This is a genomic window from Rhodococcus sp. NPDC057529, from assembly GCF_042802055.1.
In the GTDB taxonomy this organism is placed as follows: Bacteria; Actinomycetota; Actinomycetes; order Mycobacteriales; family Mycobacteriaceae; genus Rhodococcus_F.
In genome coordinates this window covers 132,919-150,240 of sequence record NZ_JBHVEY010000006.1, presented here as the reverse complement: position 1 = coordinate 150,240, position 17,322 = coordinate 132,919, and the positions used below count along the sequence as shown (strand labels likewise).

General features: G+C 65.0%; 10 protein-coding genes. 7 read left to right on the top strand and 3 right to left on the bottom strand.

Translation table 11 applies throughout. The features are described from left to right. Window positions 1-245 precede the first annotated feature (245 nt). From ACFU5V_RS13735 to ACFU5V_RS13710, 6 genes are all read left to right on the top strand, one after another. Window positions 246-2,300 (top strand): CoA transferase, encoded by a 2,055-nt coding sequence (locus tag ACFU5V_RS13735; protein WP_378699865.1) that lies wholly within the window; start codon window positions 246-248, stop codon window positions 2,298-2,300. A gap of 37 nt (window positions 2,301-2,337) precedes the next feature. Continuing rightward, a complete protein-coding gene (locus ACFU5V_RS13730; RefSeq protein WP_378699862.1) occupies window positions 2,338-3,339 on the top strand; it encodes an NAD(P)H-dependent flavin oxidoreductase in 1,002 nt (333 codons plus the stop codon). A 103-nt stretch (window positions 3,340-3,442) separates the two neighbouring features. Continuing rightward, the gene (locus tag ACFU5V_RS13725) at window positions 3,443-4,306 is read left to right on the top strand and encodes an enoyl-CoA hydratase-related protein (RefSeq protein ID WP_378699860.1); all 864 of its coding nucleotides are present in this window, start codon (window positions 3,443-3,445) and stop codon (window positions 4,304-4,306) included. Between the two features lie 101 nt (window positions 4,307-4,407). Then, complete coding sequence (locus tag ACFU5V_RS13720) at window positions 4,408-5,595, top strand: multidrug effflux MFS transporter (RefSeq protein ID WP_378699858.1); 1,188 nt, start codon at window positions 4,408-4,410, stop codon at window positions 5,593-5,595. A 161-nt stretch (window positions 5,596-5,756) separates the two neighbouring features. Further along, window positions 5,757-6,431: an N-acyl homoserine lactonase family protein gene (locus tag ACFU5V_RS13715; protein ID WP_378699857.1), complete on the top strand. Its 675-nt coding sequence runs from the start codon at window positions 5,757-5,759 to the stop codon at window positions 6,429-6,431. A 624-nt stretch (window positions 6,432-7,055) separates the two neighbouring features. Next, window positions 7,056-8,207 (top strand): NADP-dependent malic enzyme, encoded by a 1,152-nt coding sequence (locus tag ACFU5V_RS13710; protein ID WP_378700170.1) that lies wholly within the window; start codon window positions 7,056-7,058, stop codon window positions 8,205-8,207. Window positions 8,208-8,729: 522 nt separating this feature from the next. Here ACFU5V_RS13710 and ACFU5V_RS13705 read toward each other — a convergent pair. Then, a complete protein-coding gene (locus ACFU5V_RS13705; RefSeq protein WP_378699855.1) occupies window positions 8,730-10,091 on the bottom strand; it encodes an MFS transporter in 1,362 nt (453 codons plus the stop codon). A gap of 1,110 nt (window positions 10,092-11,201) precedes the next feature. Between ACFU5V_RS13705 and ACFU5V_RS13700 the strand changes: the two genes are divergently transcribed. After that, window positions 11,202-12,500, top strand: a complete 1,299-nt coding sequence (locus ACFU5V_RS13700) for a cytochrome P450 (protein WP_378699853.1) — start codon at window positions 11,202-11,204, stop codon at window positions 12,498-12,500. Between the two features lie 294 nt (window positions 12,501-12,794). Here the strand turns inward: ACFU5V_RS13700 and ACFU5V_RS13695 are convergent, their stop codons facing one another. Both ACFU5V_RS13695 and ACFU5V_RS13690 read right to left on the bottom strand, forming a co-directional pair. Beyond that, window positions 12,795-16,061, bottom strand: coding sequence for a protein kinase (locus ACFU5V_RS13695; RefSeq protein WP_378699851.1), 3,267 nt, complete (start codon window positions 16,059-16,061; stop codon window positions 12,795-12,797). A gap of 682 nt (window positions 16,062-16,743) precedes the next feature. Then, the gene (locus ACFU5V_RS13690; protein WP_378699848.1) at window positions 16,744-17,145 is read right to left on the bottom strand and encodes a hypothetical protein; all 402 of its coding nucleotides are present in this window, start codon (window positions 17,143-17,145) and stop codon (window positions 16,744-16,746) included. Window positions 17,146-17,322: the final 177 nt, after the last annotated feature.

Sequence of the window (17,322 nt, the reverse complement as noted above, 5' to 3'; positions counted from 1 at the left end):
GAGATGGCGGATCCGATCGCGCGCCAGCACAGCTACGTTCAGTATTATGAATAGCGGTTCGGGAATCAGGATATTTTGAGCCGTCGACGTGTGTCAACCCTCACGCCTTGGGGTCGCGGCCGTGTCCACCATTTGCGCTTGCAAAACAGGGTTACCCCTTGAATTTCACGGCCGATCTCGGCTATACATGGTTTCATATTACGAAGGCCCATTCAGAATAACGAACGAGGAAGTGGGGTAGCAAGATGTCCGACCGCACCGGAAGTGCGACCGCAACGGTCGACTCGGTTGCAACCATCACGTGGTTGGAAGGCGTCACCGTCAGCAGTCACGGGACTTCGGCGGCGCTGCGTGCCGTGGAGTCGACCTTGCAGCAGTTCGGCGCCACCCTGCGGGCCAACGACGGCGACGCACCGGCGCCCGAGGCCGCCGACATCGTCTTGGTCGACCGCGTGGAGTCCGTCCCAGACCTTCCCGGGCTTCCTGCGGGCCACGCCACCAGCTACCTCCAGCATGTCGCTGAAAAGAACCGATCGGTGTGGGTCACCATCAGCCCCTTCGGAATTCAGGGCGATCGCGGCGATGCGATCGGTTCGGAGCTGTCGGTCGAGGCGTCCGGAGGATTCCTGGCACACGCCCGCTTCGACGAGACCCTCCCTCCGACGGTCACTCCCGGTTTCCTGGGCCTTCGGATGGTCGGCATCGCCGCCGCAGTAGCGGCCCTGCACGGACTACACACCTTCCGCCGGACGGGCGAACCGGCCCACGTCGACGTCTCCGCCCAGGCGGTGCTCATCGCAACAGGGCTGGCACTGGAAATGGGCCACGTCCTCGCGGAATGCCCCGGCGGCGGAGGCAGCATCCGCTACGGCGCACCCACCGGTTTCTTCCAGTGCCGAGACGGCCACGTGTACGTGTGCGTGCTCGAACAGCACCAGTGGGAAGGGTTCCGGAAGGCGCTTGCCCCCCGATTGGACTCGATCGCCACCCTGGAAGAGGGACGCGACCGTCACGACGAAGTCAACGACGCGATGTCCGACTGGGTCCGCGACCAGAACGCGGCGGACGCCGAGAGCGCGCTCCAAGATGCAGGCGTCCCAGCAACTTCGGTCAACTCCGTCTCGACCTTCATCGAGCGCACCTTCGACAGCGGCCGGCCGTCGGGCTTCCGTCCGGGCGTGGCTCCGTCACTGCCCGCCGTGGTGACCGATGTGGCCGACAAGGCCCCCGACGCCCGTGCGTCGGGCGCTATCGACCTGCACGATCTCCGCGTGCTCGATGCCGGCAACGTGCTCGCCGTGCCGCTCGGCGCGGCATGGCTCGGAGCCATGGGAGCACAGGTGACCAAGATGGAGGACCCGCAGCGACTCGACGTGTATCGGCGCCGCGGCCCGTTCGCCCACGGTGAACCGGGCCTGAACCGCAGCGGCTACTTCAACCACATCAACTACAGCAAGACCGGCCTCGACATCACCGTGGACGAGCGGGGAAGCTCCCTCGGCCTCAGCGGCTACGACGTCGTCATCCAGAACGTGACCAAGCGTCGCGCGAGCCAAGTCGGGATCGACGCCGCATCGGTCACCGACCTGTCGACGCCGAAGCTGTCGCTGACCTCGAGCGGGTTCGGCCGCATCGGACCCTGGGCCGACTTCCGCGCCTACGGGCACAACGTCCACGCCTTCTCCGGCGTGACCGCATCGACCCGCAACCCGCTGGACAACATGGCCGACATGGGTGTGCCAGTCGCTGACGTCCTCACCAGTGTCGCCCTCAACGCCTGGGTCCTCGCATGGGCGCTGACACCCCATCGCGACGCGAGCACGGCGGTCGACATCTCGATGGCCGAACTGATGGCCGCCCAGCTCATCGACCTCGACGGCGTCGACGTGGGCGAGGCCTACAACGCACCGACGGTCGGCGGCGACATCTTCGTCCGCCTCGCGGGCGCGAACGATCTCGTCGCGGTCTCCCTACGCGACCAGAACGACATCGAAACCCTCCAAAACCTGCTGGGTGCAACGCTTCCCCCCATCACACGCCGCGGCCAGCTGGTCGACTTCCAGACCACCGCCGACCTGCACTCGGTCGCCGACCTCGACCAGCGACTGCGTTCGGCCGGCCTTCCGTCTGCACTGGTGCTGACCGCACGGGAGTTGTCGGTCGACCCGTTCTTGCGGACGACCGGACTGTTCCAAGCGGTCACCAGCCCGACCCTGGGGGACTACGAAGTCGTCGGCCTGCCGTGGTCGTTCGTCGACCGGAACCGGGAGCCGGTGTTCGCCGCACCGGAACGGCCATGAGCTACGGACACACAGCCAACCAGGAGGTTCACCCCGGATGATCCACACCCGCTTCACCCGCGAATTCGACATCGAGCACCCCATCGTCTGCGGCGGGATGACCGGGGTCGGGACCGCTGAACTCATCGCGGCCGTCGCGAACGCGGGAGCCCTCGGCTTCCTGTCCGCGCTCACCCAACCGACACCGGCCCAGCTCGACGACGAGATTCGGCGGACGAAGGCGCTGACCGACCGGCCCTTCGGAGTCAATCTCACGATTCTGCCGACCATTCGTCCAGTCCCCTACGACGAGTACCGGCAAGTCATCATCGACAACGGCATCCGGATCGTCGAAACCGCGGGCGCAAACCCGTCCGACCATCTCCCCGCGTTCAAGGACGCCGGGGTGAAGGTCATTCACAAGGCCGTCGCCGTGCGGCACTCGCTGTCGGCTCAACGGCTCGGCGTCGACGCGATTTCTGTCGACGGATTCGAATGTGCCGGCCATCCCGGTGAGGACGACATCCCGAGCCTCGTGCTCATTCCCGCGGTGGCGGCGAAGGTCGACCTTCCGATCATCGCCTCAGGCGGCTTCGCCACCGGTTCCGGACTCGCGGCCGCGCTCGCACTCGGCGCAGACGCCATCAACATGGGCACACGATTCGTCGCGACCACCGAGGCCGGCGTCCACATGAACGTCAAGAACCAGATCGTCCTCAACACCGAACGTGACACCAGGCTCGTGTTCCGCAAGTTCCGCAACACCGCCCGCGTTGCGCGCAACGCGGTATCCGAGCAGATCCGCGAGATCGAAGACCGTTCGGAGACAACGTTCGACGACATCGCCGAACTCGCATCAGGGGCGCGTGGTCGACAGGCGGTCCTGGCCGAGGGACGCATGGACGACGGGATGTGGTGGGCGGGCCAGTCGCAGGCACTCGTCACCGAGGTTCTCAGCTGCGCCGAGGTGGTCGACTCCATCATCAGCGAGGCCGAGGAGCTGCTCGGACGAACCCTGCCGGATCTGCTCAAGCCCTCCGACTCCCCAGTGTGGCAGTGACGGCACACACCGTGGACACACCTCAGGTCCGCCGGTGGTGCACACGACCACATTCACACGTGCGGCCTCGGCGGTCGCAGCAACATCACAAGGAGAACCAATCATGACCGTCCAAGTCGATCCGTCGGCGCGAACCGAAAGCAGCGCAACACCCTCGTTCTCGTCGATCCGCGTCGAGCACGAGGCCCCCATCTCGTGGATAGTCCTCAATCGTCCGGAGAAGGCCAACGCACTGTCCAACGAGCTTCTCGAGGAGTTCACGGCCGCACTGGAGTGGTTGAAGGACAACGGTGAGCCCGTGATCGCCATCCGCGGCGAAGGAAAAGGGTTCAGTGCCGGATACGACCTCGGCCAGGTCGCACCCGACGGCGATGTCGACACGGTCGCAGACCGCACACGCATGCGCCGAAACCTGGACCGCTACATCGCCATGTGGGACCACCCGAAGCCCATCATCGCCGCGGTCCACGGCTACTGCATCGCCGGCGCCACCCAGATCGTCACGATGACCGACATCACCGTCGTCGCCGAGGACGCCAAGCTGGGATTGGTCACCATCCCCGTCGGCGCCGGCTATGTCTCGCCGGTCTGGGCGACACTCGTCGGCCCCAAACGCGCCAAGGAACTCACCTTCGTCCCCGGCAACAGCGTCGACGGGCGCACCGCCGTCGAATGGGGGTGGGCGAATCACGCCGTGCCGGCAGAGCAGCTCCTGGACAAGGTGCGGTCGCTCGCCGAGCGGATCGCGCTGACACCGCCGGACCTGCTGGCCCTCAAGAAGGCGTCGATCACCACTGCGATGGACGCAATGGGATCGCGCCAAGCACTGGCCGCGCTGCCGGAATACGACGCGCTCGCACACACCACGGAGAGCGTGAAGGCGGTCAAGGCCCGCATTGCCCAAGAGGGCCTGAAGCCGGTCATCGAGTCCTACCGGGTGCCGCCCACGACCGACCTGTCCCGGTGATCCGCGGCCGCCGCCTGGGCGTATGGCGTCGGCCCGGTGTCCGGGAACCAGCACCGGGACACGAGCCAACAAGGCCGGGCGTCAGCCGGGCGCTGGGCGCGGTGCTGAGTGCGCTCGTGATCTTCGGTCCGATCTCGATGGATCTGTATCTGCCCGCGTTGCCAGCCCTCACCACGGACCTCGAGGCGCCGGCATCGCTCGGTCAGCTGACCCTGAGCGCGTGCCTGCTGGGGCTTGCGGGCGGCCAGCTGGTGGCCGGCCCGCTGTCGGACCGCCTCGGCCGCCGCACGCTGCTGCTGTGGGGAATCTGCGTGTACATCGTTTCATCGCTGGTGTGCGCAGCAGCGCCCACCATCGACGCGCTGATCGTCGCTCGCCTCGCCCAGGGCCTTGCGGGGTCGGTGGGCCTGGTGGTCGCGATGGCGGCAGGCCGGGACCTGTTCGAGGGGCCGGTGCTACTCGGGTACTACGGACGTCTCACCGTGATCTCCGGAACCGCTGCCATCGTCGGACCGGTCATCGGTGGGCAGCTGGCGAACTTCACCGACTGGCGCGGCATCTTCGTGTTCCTTGCCGGGCTAGGCCTGCTGATTCTCATCGCGGCATGGATCTGGGGTGAGGAGACGCTGCCCACCGACCGGCGACTGGCAACCGACAGCCGCCTGATCGACGGGTTCACGCTGCTTCGATCCGACCGCACCTTCGTGGCGATGGTTCTGGGCATCGGCTTCTCGACCTCGGCGATTTTCGCCTATCTGGGAGGCGCGACGTACGTGCTGCAAGGAACGTACGGCCTCTCCCCCCAGGGCTACTCCTATGCCTTCGCAGGCAACTCCCTGAGTTTCGTCCTGTGCGGAGTGCTGGCCAGCAAAGTTGCTCGCACACGGTCGCCCTTCGCCACCCTGCTCACCGGGCTGGTGATGTGCGTGTGCGGAGCATCGAGTGTCCTGGTGGTCGGGCTGCTGCATCTGCCACTTCCCGCCGTCCTGGCATCACTGGCCACCATGGTCGGGGGCGTTGCCGTCATCGCCCCACCCGCCACCACCCTCGCCCTCGAGCGGTATCCGGACATCGCCGGCACCGCCTCATCAATTCTGGGAACGTCGAAATTCCTATTCGGGGCAGTGACCGCACCGTTGATCGGTGTCGGCGGCGGAGTGAGCGCCGTGTCATTAGGGATCGTGACAACGGCGGCAATGGTCATGGCCGCGGCGTGCATCATCGCCGGCCGCCGACCGATGGATACGCTGTCGGCAAAGCACACTCGCCGCACCTCGACCACAGTTTGAACAACGCCACCACCCCCGGTGGACGAGCCAATCCGTTCACCGGCCACACATGACACGAAAGGGCTGATCAGGTGCTTCCGACATATTCGGTTCACGCTGTCAGGGTCGGGACGATTCACGCCGACCGGTGCGAGTCGGTCTACGGTGCCTCACCGGGAACGATGCTCGACCTGCCGGTATACATCGCCGCCATCGAGGGAAACGGGCACAAAGTGCTGGTCGACACCGGCCTCTCCGACCCGGCGAAATGGTCGGTCGGGAACCGCCACATCCAACCCGCCGAAGAGCGGATCGACGCCGCCCTCGCCGAGCTCGGCTGGCGCACCTCCGACGTCGATCTGGTCATCAACACCCACATGCACTACGACCACAGCGGCAACAATCTGGCGTTCCCCCACGCGCAGTTCTACATCTCGCGTGCCGAGTGGGAGTTCGGTGCTCACCCTAGCAACGCGCAGGCCTGGACATACGACCTGGACTGGACCGGGCCCGAGCTCACCTACATGAACTACACGCTGATCGACACCGACGACTACGACGTCCTTCGGGGACTGCGGATCATCCAAACTCCGGGTCACACCCCAGGACATCAATCCGTGCTGGTCAACACCGCGGAGGGAATCCTCTGCGTAACCGGCGACGCCGCGAACCTTCTCGACAACTTCGCAATTCCCATGCACGTCGCCAACTTCGTGTCACCTCGCGACGCGCTGGCGTCGCTGGAGAAGATCCGCAGTCGCGCCGACCGCGTCCTCGTGAACCACGAGCCAAGCATCCAGAACTTCCAGAACTCCGGCTTCCCCGTCTGCCCGGAGCCGGGTAGTCGCACGGCATGAAGCCAGAACGTTCGTCGACGAGAATGACTCTCCGCGCGACCTGAGGGGCGGACCCGGGCCGACGGCCAGCGATGTCCAGCTGACCGATGGTCACAGCGGGGACATAGCGGCAGCGCCGACCGAAATATACAGGTGGCTCCGGAGCCGTGACCCCGGCAGCCGGACATTCGATGTGCTTCCAACACAACGATGATGAGCTGCACGCCGGACCACCCGGTTCCAGAGCATCTCCGGCGACGTGGACAGTGCACCCTTGATGGCAGCCCATTCCCACTCGTGGTCGGAGCCGTTTCCGGAACTCGTGTCCCCACCCGAGGGCGAGTTCGGTTCGAGGGCCCCGAGTCCGGGCCGCCACCGCAACGCCGCACTGACCTCGGCTCGCGCACATCGCGGCCGGATCCGCGTGGCCCCTACACCGATACCTTTCCCGCCTGTACCGGCCGAACCGGTCACCCGACATCGGGGCCGCCCACGATCTGTGGCGAGCTCGCCGGACACACCCCGGCAGCAGAAGACTCACAAGCTTGCGGCACCACCACGCCACTGGTTACACGCTAATTCCCATCACCCGAGGAGCCTTCCGTGACTTTGACACCCGACATCACCACACCACCCAAACTCGAGTTGACCGACGACGAGATCTTCTCTGGCCACATCGGCGGCAAACTCTCGGTCGAGACGACGGCCCCTCTCGACAGTCAGCGTGCCCTTTCGATCGCGTACACACCCGGTGTGGCGCAGGTCAGCCGCGCCATCCACGCGGACGAGACACTCGCGGACCGCTACACCTGGACCAGCCGCCTCGTGGTCGTCGTCTCCGACGGCTCCGCGGTCCTCGGGCTCGGCGACATCGGTGCCCGCGCGTCACTGCCGGTGATGGAGGGCAAGTCCGCGCTGTTCAAGAATTTCGCGGGCCTGAACTCGATCCCGCTGGTTCTGGGCACCAAGGACCCGGACGAGATCGTCGAGACATTGGTGCGGCTTCGTCCGAGCTTCGGTGCGGTGAACCTGGAGGACATCTCGGCGCCGCGCTGCTTCGAGATCGAACAGCGGCTCATCGAGGCGCTGGACTGCCCGGTCATGCACGACGATCAGCACGGCACCGCGATCGTGACGCTGGCCGCGCTCAAGGGTGCGGGGAAGGTCCAGGGGCGCGACATCTCCGCGCTGCGCGTGGTGATCGCCGGTGCCGGTGCCGCCGGGGTCGCGTGCGCGAACATCCTCCTCGCCGCGGGCATCGCGGACATCACCGTGCTCGATTCGAAGGGCATCGTCTCGACCGATCGTCAGGACCTCAACACGATCAAGGCGGACCTGGCGGCGCGCACCAACCCGGCCGGCCGCCGCGGCGGCATCGCCCAGGCCCTCGACGGCGCGGACGTGTTCGTCGGTGTCTCGGCGGGAACGGTGTCGGAGGAGATCATCGCGACGATGGCGGACGACGCGATCATCTTCGCGATGTCGAACCCCGATCCTGAGGTTCACCCCGATATCGCGCACAAGCACGCCGCGATCGTCGCAACGGGGCGGTCGGACTTCCCCAACCAGATCAACAACGTGCTCGCCTTCCCCGGTGTCTTCAAGGGTGCACTCGACGCCGGGGCGCGCCGGATCACCGAGGACATGAAACTCGCTGCCGCGGAGGCAATTCTGTCGGTCGTCGCGGACGAGCTCGCGCCGGACAAGATCGTGCCCAACCCCCTCGACCCGCGCGTGGCACCCGCAGTCGCCGAAGCCGTCGCAAAGGCTGCGCGCGCTGCGGATTCGCCGAAGTAGACAGCAGCCCGCTGGCGCCACGAACCCGCCCAGCCGTGCGGTCGAAGCGAAGTGCTTCCCGCGCGGCTGGGCGTTTCCATGTCCACAGAGAGACGGCTTCTCGCGCCGATGCAACCGGATCTCGCTAGGGCGGCACGCCAACGCCGCCTTCTTGCAGCGGCCGCTGCGTGCGCGCGAGCACCTGCCTATGCCCATCGTCGCAGCCGCGGTGCCTGTCTCCGGCCAACTCGTCGACCGCTGCTCGAGTTCGTGGTCAGCCGGCCGCCGGCCGGAACCGGCGGACGGATTGGATTGGGTCGAGCAGATCACCGAGCAGATCGACTGTCCGCCTTCGCACGACCACGCTGCGTACACCCTATTTGAACACGGCCGACGGGCAGCGGGGTAGAACCGTCGCCGCGGGCACATCTGCTGTAGCGAACTTCTTCGGGGTCGGAACTGATACTCAGTCCCGACCCCGAGGAGTTCTTCAGATGTTCGACCTCGGCGTCAGCGTCACGCCTGAGGACCAGTGGGCTCGTCTTACGCCACTGCCTCTTTCACGTCGACCTTCGGCACCTTGACGAACACAACCATCACCAAGGCCACGGCCAGCGCGACCAGGGGCACGATCAGGCCCACAGCGGTATTGCCCGGCTGCGCGAGCTTGCCGATGAGGAAGGGCCCGAGGAAACCGCCCGCTGATGCGAGGGCATTGATGACCGCGATTCCGACGACATTCTGCTCACGGGTCAACACCTCACTGGTCAGTGACCAGAACGCGGGGACATTGGAAATGATGCCGACCGCAAGCAGGACGAGTCCGAGGAGCCCGATCGCCGGCGTATCCCGGAAGGCCATGGTGAGGATGAGACCGACCACGGCGGTCCCCAACGCGAACATCACGACGAGCTTTCGGTTGCCGGATTTGTCGGAGTACCGCATGAGCAGCACGATCGCCACCATCGCGCACAGATAGGGGATTGACCCGTAGATGCCGATGTTGGTGGCCGAATAGCCCGGGTACAACTGGGAAACGATCTGCGGAAGGAAGAAGGTCATGCCGTAGGTCGCCACACCGCAAAGTGTGAACACCAGGCCCAAGTACAGAATCTTCGGCTCACGAAGAGCGCGGAGCTCTCCGCTGTGCTTGTCGGCCTCGGGCTTGGCGGCGTACTCATCGGAGATGGACTTCTCCAACCATTGACTCTCGGCAGGCGTCAGCCATTTCGCCTTGCTCGGCCGGTCGGCGAGCGTGAGCAAGATCCAAATCCCGAGAAGAACTGGAGGCAAGCCCTGGAGAATGAAGATCCACCGCCACGAACTGAGCCCGAACCAATCGGCGTGATCGAGGATCAGACCTCCGGTGAAGCTGCCGACGAGTAGGGCAGCCGGCATCGCCAACGCCATCGCGCCGATCGCCCGGCCGCGCTCATGGCTCATGAACCAGTAGGTGAGAAACAGGATGAGGCCCGGGAACAGGCCGGCTTCAGCGACACCGAGCAGGACCCGTGCAAAGTAGAGCTGTGTAACCGTGTGCACGAAGCCGGTGGCGACAGTGACCAAGCCCCAGGTGATCGCGATGCGCGCGAGCCAGCGTCGTGCACCAACTCGGGCAAGGATCATGTTGCTGGGCACTTCGAGCAGCACGTAGGCGATGAAGAAGATCGCGGCGATGCTGCCGTACGTCGCCACATCGATGCCGAGCTCCCCGCCCATCGTCAGTTGCGCGTAGCTGATCGTCGATCGATCCATGTAATTGAATCCGTAAAGCAGGAAAGCGATGGGCAAGATGGCCCGTTTCACCTTCCTGATGACGGCAGGGCCGTCGACCGATGAGGCGGCCTTATTCCTAGCCACGCTACCTCCATCGAGCGAGACCGATTGGAGCGCCGGATCCACCACGGCGCACCTCCTTCTGTCGTGCCAGCAAGTATAGAACGGAAGCATTCGAAATGTCGAACACGTATTCAGACAGCAGAACGCTATCTCCCGCCCCGTTCAAGTGTCAAGGGTCACAGGCGATGCCGGATGGTGTGCGACGTCGCCGACGCTTTTCGTACGTGACCGTCGGTTTCCAGGGGTCGCATCGGCTTCCACGCATGCCCCGGCGTCGGTCGCTCGGGGCATGCGGCCGGTCATGGCGATCGCGCTTGCCGCGCGCATGCTTGGTCGCGGGGTTGTGCTGCGCTGGGCGGTGAACTTGATGTCACGAGAAGTGAAGTGGTGTCTTGAACTGGGGATATTCAGTTCGACTCCCGGGGTGTGCCACCGGTGGGACGGCTTGGTCGAGTGCCCGGGTTGATGCCCTTTGGCTGACGTTTCGGGAGTGTTGGCGGCGGGCGATGGCGTCGTGGGGCGGATCTGTCGCCCTGGTCGCAGCTCCTCGGCCACGGGGGCGATCCGGGAGGAAATCCTGGTCCCCTCCCCGTCATCGTGGCGCGCTCGGTTCGGGGCGCTTCGTACTCCGCTTCGACGCCTTCGGTCAGTCGGCCGTCTCGCCGGACGCCTCGTCTCGACGTCAGCGGTTGTGCATGGGAATGCTGCGAGTGCCCACCGCTGAACTGCCTGGTAGTCGACGGTGCCGATCGCCGAGGGGTCTGGGCGTTCAATGAAGCCGGCGGGCTGGGGGCGTCGGCGAGCCGGCACTTCTCGGCATGAACCATCCGGTGTCGTGGTGATCCCGATGTGTCCGCACCGGTGGTGGGTCGCGATAACGCTGCACCGGCGTCGTGCGGAGGCGGCCCAGGCGCCGGCATACTGGCTTTCATCGACTTCAAAGAATCTCTGCCACAACGTCTTACTCATATTTGGCCAAGCAAGGCGTGGTTCCGCTACTGCGCGGAGGTGTGACAGTTGACACGTGCGCGAAACGTGCCTTAACCTTCATATTACAGAATGACGGTTCATTATTTCGAATAGCTTAGCTCTTCGGTTCTAATGCTCCCGCCCAAGCGAGCGCCCTCGTAGATGGACGCGCTCCGACAGTTATCGACATCGAAATGGGAGGATGACTTGCTGACAGATTGGTCGGAAATAGACGATGGATTGCTCAATCCAGAGTGGTACGCAGATGGGGAGCCGCAGGAGGCATTCCAACGGCTGCGTACAGAAGATCCCGTACATCTGGCGAAGCCGTCGAATTATGGCAAACCGTTCTGGGTGGTGAGCCGCTACCAGGACGTTGTCGCGGTCCTATCCGACCCGGCCAACTTCAGCAGCTACCGGGACACGCGGCCTCCACGTTCTTCACGACGGTTGACAACGTCCGAACTGCATTCATCCGGCACCGACGCCAACCTGAACCACATGGACCCGCCGTTCCACACGTTGTATCGGCGATCGGTGGAGGAGTACTTCAGTTTCGCTTCGGTCGAACGAATGCGCGCGACCGTCGAGGGCGTCGTGGACGACCTCATTGCCGAGCTTGCTCCTCGTGGCCGCACCGACTTCGTCGGTGAACTCGCCGCCGACCTTCCGATGCACGTGATCATGCGGTTCCTGGGTGTGCCGCGTGAGGATTGGGAGTGGCTCCGCGATCGTGTGTGGCAATCCTTCGCGCCATCAGATCCGCGCTATTTGGTCCCGGGGCAATCGCCCGAGAAGACGATGGCCGACGCCGAAGAGGCGATTTCGGAATACACGGCCAAGCTCGCCAAAGAGAAGCGTGCACATCCCGGCGACGACTTCGCAAGCATCCTGACAAAGACCGTCGTCGACGAGGTGGTCCTTGATGAGCACGAAGTGGCTGCGTGGTTGTCGCTGCTGATCGCCGCCAGCCTCGAGACGACACGGAACACGGCATCCGTCGGTCTGTGGCTGTTCTTCCGAAACCCGGACCAGCGCGAGTTGCTCGCGCAGAATCCGGCACTCATCGAGCAGGCAGTCGATGAAGTCCTCCGCTGGGCCGCACCCGTGCGATCACGCCTGCGGGTCGCACGTTTCGACACCACGATCGGCGGCAAGTCGATCAAGGCCGGCGACTGGGTAGTGCCGTTCCTGACCTCCGCGAATCGCGATGAATCTGTCTTCGAGGATCCGCATGCCTTCAACATTCTGCGTGAACGTAAGGAGCACACGTCGCTCGGCGAGGGCATTCACAAATGCCTCGCGCTGCACCTGGTCAGGCTCGAGCTCATGGTCTTGTTCTCGAAGTTCTTCGAGGCTTTCCCCGACTTCCATTTGCCTCACGCCGACAAGCCGGCCTGGATCGTGGACCACGTCTTGAACGGCTTCTCCACCCTGGAGGTCGAGTTCGAGGCACCACAAGGGGCGACGACGTCGATCACCCGCGGTGCGGGTGTGGCGCTCTGACCCTGCCACGGGTGGATGCTCGGCAATAGGCCAGGAGGGGTCGGTCGCGAAACTCCGGACACCGGTCGTCGTCGCGAGCCGTAAGCGGTGTTCCGGGATCTTGCGCCCGCCCCCTCCCGTGACCTCCGGTGGGGGCGACCAGCGGTTCGCCCACCGATCTGGGGAGAGGATCAATCCCAGCCGAGCTCCATCATCGGGCGACGCAGAAATCGGCCGCGACCGGAGCAGAGATCGACCCGCCCCCAGGGCGGGTCTGCTGGGCATCGGTGGCCGCGAGTCGGCGAACGCGCGCTCCTACTCGCGCGCGTGTTCCACGACCCAGGCTGCGATCTGCGTCCGGGACGTGAAGCCCAGCTTTCCCAAAATGTGCTCCACATGTCCTTGCGCTGTCCGCGGCGAGATCACCAGGCGGCTGGCGATAGCCGGGTTGGTCAGCCCCTCAGCGATCAATTCGGCGACTTGGCGCTCCCTCTTGGTCAGGTGTGGCGATGTGTCGCTGACCGGCATGGTGGTGCTCGGCGTTTGCTCATGGAGGGCGTAGGCGATCGCCGCATCGAAGCCCAGCCTTCGGCCCCTGCTGCGGGCCGCCGCGAAGGCCTTGTCGCCGAGCTTCTGCGATATCTTCTGTTCGTACTCCTCTTGGTAGACAAGTAAATTGGAATGAATCACGGCCGGGGCTCCCATCGATCGGGCCAGCTCTTCTGCTGCTCCGAGCAACACCGCAGCCCTCGACTCGTCGTGCCGTTCGCAGGTGATCCAGGCCAGCGTTTCCAGACACGAGGCGGCGACGCGGGGGCTGTGAACTTGCCGAGTCAGCTCCAGCGATTGTTCGAGCAGCCGTATCGCACGGTCGGTTTCGCCCCGCCGCCACAGGACGACGGCCAACGCCCACAGCGAGTATGACCGGTACATCCTCTCGCCGTGCTCTTCGGTGACCGCGAGAACATGCTCGTAGCACTCGATGGATTGCTGTATCAATCCGCACAGTCCATACGCCAAACCCAGCCCGTACCCGACGCTGATTTCGTGCGCGCGTCTGCCTCGATTGCGGAACTCCGCCTGCGCGGTCTCGAGGAGCGGATAAGAGCGCGCGGGGTCACCGCTGTAGAGGGCCAGCATGCCCTCAGCCCCCTCGACGAGGGCGTGCATCATGAGATCATCCGTCTGCTCGGTGGCCGCACGTCCCTTCTCCACGAGAACGGCGCCGGCCTGAAGATCGCCCTGCACGTTTGCCATCACACTGGCGCAGTACAGCGCTTCGACCCATTCGACGGCAGGTGGGCCGCTCTGACGGGCAATCAGGTTGGTGAGCCAGCGCCGGGTCTCGTTGTAGAGGCCCTGCGATCCCCAGAACCAATAGAGCGCCGTGGCCATACGAAGGCCGACGGGCACGTCGTCAGTGACGCAGAATTCGAGAGCCTCCCGCAGGTTCGATTGTTCTCGTTTCAGACGGCTGATCCACTCGAGTTGGCGGGCGCTGATCCACTCCGCCTCCGATTCGACCGCCAACGCCTCGTACCAATCCCGGTGCCGACGACGCAACACGGTCCGCTCACCGGTCTGCTCGAGTTGCTCATAGCCGTACTCACGGAGCGTCTCGAGCATCCGGAACCGCACCACCGATCCGGACTCCTCCCGGATCAGGATCGACTTCTCGACCAGGGAGGTCAGCGTATCGAGCAACTCGTCCTGGACCAGCCCCTCGCCGCACACCTGCTCCGCGGCATCGAGTTCGAAGCTTCCCGCGAAGACCGCCAGCCGCCCCCACACCAGTTGTTCTCCAGCGGTGCACAGCTCGAAGCTCCAGTCGATGCACAACCGCAGTGTCTGTTGCCGCGTCGGCGCACCGCGGCTGCCTCGGTTCAGCAGGGTGAAGCGGTGGGTCAGCCGCTCGAGGATCTGCTCGGGTGACATCGCCCGCAACCGGGCAGCGGCCAGCTCGATCGGCAGCGGCAATCCGTCGAGGCGGTGGCAGATCCCCGCCACAGTTGCCGCGTTGTCCTCGGTGAGAGAAAAGCCTGGAACCGCGGCAGCGCCACGTTCGACGAACAAACCCACTGCATCGTATTTCGGCATCTCGCGCAGCGTGAGCTCCCGCTGAAGATCCGGGACATTCAGCGGCGGGACCCGCAGCACCGCTTCGCCGCCGATGTCGAGCGGTTCACGGCTGGTGGCCAGGATCCGCAACCGCGGGCAGGTGTGTAGCAGAGGCCCGGCCAGTTCGGCGACTGCGTCCACCATGTGCTCGCAGTTGTCCAGTACCAGCAGAAGTTCCCGTGGCGCCAGATGTTCGATCAGGACATCCTGCAGCGGCCTCGCCGACTGGTCCCGCAGGCCCACGGCCGTGGCCACCGAATCGACCAATGCCGACTCATCACGCAGTTCACCCAGCTCGACCAGGCGCACACCGTCGGAGTAGTCGCGGTGAACGCTCGCCGCGACCTGTATCGCCAGCCGTGTCTTGCCGACACCTCCGATCCCCGTCAATGTCACGAGCCGAGACCGCGCGAGCAAGTTCTTCGCCTCGGCGAGTTCGCGACGTCGGCCGACGAAACTGGTCAACTCCAGCGGAAGACTGCCCGTGGCACCCCCATGGGAGGAATGCGTGGACCGCCGCTGCTCCCGCGACACCGGTCCTCGGTCAGTGACCACACCACCGGGCTCTACGCGGAGGGCCATCTCGTCGACCGCGAAGCCGTGGTGTTGCTGAAGTCGTCGCAATTCCTCCCCGAACTCGGCCGCCGTGGCCGGGCGTTGAATGGGGGTACGGGACATTGCGCGTTCGATCGCCGCGGACACATCCTCCGCGATACCCTGCTCGCGCAGGTCGGGGACCGGCTGTGTGGTGATCCGCAGAAACTGCGCCACCACCTGCTCCCCGCTGCGACGCTCGAAGGCGGCATGACCGGTGAGGGCACTGAACAGGGTGGCACCGAGACCGTAAACATCCGCGGCAGGACTGGGCGGATCACCGCTCAGCACCTCCGGTGCGGTGTAGGCGGGCGACCCGGTAATGGCCCCGGTTGCGGTCTCGAAGCCTCCGGAGATGTGCGCGATACCGAAGTCGGCCAGCTCGGGCTCGCCGTACTCGGTGAGCAGGATGTTCGCGGGTTTGACGTCGCGGTGCAGGATGCCGAGCCGGTGCGCTGTCTCCACGGCGCCGGCCATCTTCACCCCAAGACGTAGCGCATCGCTCAACGGCAGCGGACCGTTGTGGCGGATCCGAGCGTCGAGAGAATCTTGTGGGTGATACGGCATGACGATGTAGGGGAGTCCACTGTCGGTGACACCGACCTGCAGAACGTTGACGATGTTCGGGTGCCCGGTCAGCCTGCCCATCGCGCGCTGCTCCCGGAAGAATCTGGCGCGGTTCTCCTCATCCAGTTCGACGGTAAGTACCTTCACCGCCACCGTGCGATCCAGGCCCTGCTGGGTGCAGCGGTAGACCACGCCGAAACCGCCACGCCCGATCTCGGAAGCATCACTGAATCCGACGTCTCCCAACTCCGTGGCTGGGGAAAGCGGATACCGCCGAGTATCGAGCGGATCACCTGCATCCATCGGACGGTCTACTCACTCCGTCGGCTCATCGACCATTTGCGCTGGTTCCGACGGCGCGACCAGCGCAGACACTACCCAGCATCGCCGCATGGCGTCGGTTCAAGGATATCGCTGACGGGGATATGAACCTGGGATGTTACCCACATTCACAACCAGTAGAACGATGTTCGTGGACTCCTTCACTATGGGCACGGCCAGTTCTGCACCAATCCCGACACCGTGTCCTGCTCGCCCGTCACGGCCTCGAGAATGTCCTTCACCGAACGGAGCGGCGGAAAAACACACGGCGCACTCCTTTGGACTCCATAACCCCGGCGTCGACGATCGGCTATAGGAGATCGGCGAGCTGCTTCACGTCGGTGTATCCGACGATAATCGACAACGGGCCGGACGCTCGGTGAGCACGTTGTCCGAGAGCTCGACGAAGGCGGGGAAATCGATGGTCAAGAGCGCGGGCTGTTGGCATCCATCGACCCTTGTGGGTTCGATGCATATCCGGACGCCGATCCAGTCCGCTGGTCGTCCCCCGCCCTCGCAGTCGCAACGGCTACGCCGGGTGAATGTCACCGGACACAATGCCGCGGGTGTGACGAGATAGCGGCGTCCACCGGGGTAAGTATGCGCCGGGTGGTGCTATCGGCGCAGGCAAGCCGCTCGACGTCGTTCCGTATCGCGACCCTCCTCATCGCTGTCGCGGTGGTGGTCGTCGTTGGTGGGTGAGGCCGTCCTCGCGCAATTTCTGCAGGGCTCGGTGCTGGTCGAGCAGCACCTCGGCGGATGTGCGTCCGAGGGAGGTCGCGGTGTCGTCGACGCTCAGTCCCACCACGAGTCGCAGGATCAGGACCGCGCGTTCGGGGCCGGGTAAGGCCGCGAGCGGTCCAGGTTGCGGAACTGCGCGCAGCGCCGTCGAAGACGCCGCTCTTGCCATGGAATCAGCTGTGGTGCTGTCGAGTTCGGCTCGGCAACGTCGGACCGCGATCGGCCAGATGACGTCGAGCAGGTGCCTGGTCACGTCCCGATCTCCGGCGGCGGCCGTGTCGGCCAGGGTGTCGAGCGCGCCGAAGGGGTTGGTGGTGGGCGGCATCATCGATCCTTTCGGGTGCGACCTCTGTTCGGGGAGTGTGCAATTCCAGTGCAGGCCCGTATCCTGGTGGCCGGCTGGGATCAACCTGCGAATCTCCTGGCAGCATTGAACTTGCGCGAATAATGCAGTGGCGCAATGTCTATCTCCCGGCAATGGCCAGGTAAAGGGTTCGACCCG